Source organism: Rhizobium sp. No.120 (genome assembly GCF_054558365.1).
On sequence record NZ_BAAJNQ010000058.1, the window covers coordinates 1 to 706 of the forward strand.

Annotated in this window: 1 protein-coding gene; it reads left to right on the forward strand. The window is 59.6% G+C overall.

Translation table 11 applies throughout. From position 1 onward, the window contains the following. Positions 1-77: 77 nt before the first annotated feature. The coding region (locus ACYJRZ_RS31925; protein ID WP_459465539.1) for a cupin domain-containing protein at positions 78-706 on the forward strand (629 nt) is incomplete at its 3' end.

Consider the following 706-nt stretch of genomic DNA (forward strand, 5'->3'; position numbering starts at 1 on the left):
GATGATGCCATGGTAGTGACCGGACGAGAGACTTTATATATGCTACAGTCTCCATTTCTTTAGCGTTAGTCCTGATTATGACAATCGATCCCCTTGCCGAAATCGTCACGCTGCTGCAGCCGGCCGCACGCTTTTCGAAGCTGGTGGAATGTGCCGGCGCCTGGCGAATTCATCGCGAGACCACAGGCGAGCCATTCTACTGCGCAATCCTTGAGGGGTGTTGCCGCGTAACGTTTGGAGGACATAAGCCTTTCATCCTCCGAGCCGGCGATTTCGTGCTCGTTCCGGCTATGCGCGACCTCGTTAACGAGAGCGTCGACGCACCGGCTGGTCTATCCGCCATGGTTCCAACGCAGTTGAGTGGTGGCCATTTCCGTGTCGGCCGCCTCGAAGGGGCGGCCGACATGCGCATGCGCATAGGGCATTGCAGCTTCGGTGCGCCGGATGCGGCCTTGCTCGTTTCCCTCTTGCCAGATGTCGTTATCGTTCGTGACGAGCCCCGACTCGCGACGTTGATGCAATTGGTTGGTGAGGAAACGCGCGAGCGCCGGCCGGCACGCGAACTCGTGCTGGAACGGCTGCTGGAAGTGTTGTTGATCGAGGCATTGCGATCCGGCACGGAAACAACCGTCACGCCGAGTTTGAGTCGCGGCCTTGCCGATGAACGCCTGGGCGCAGCACTTCACGCGATGCATGCGCGTCCTGC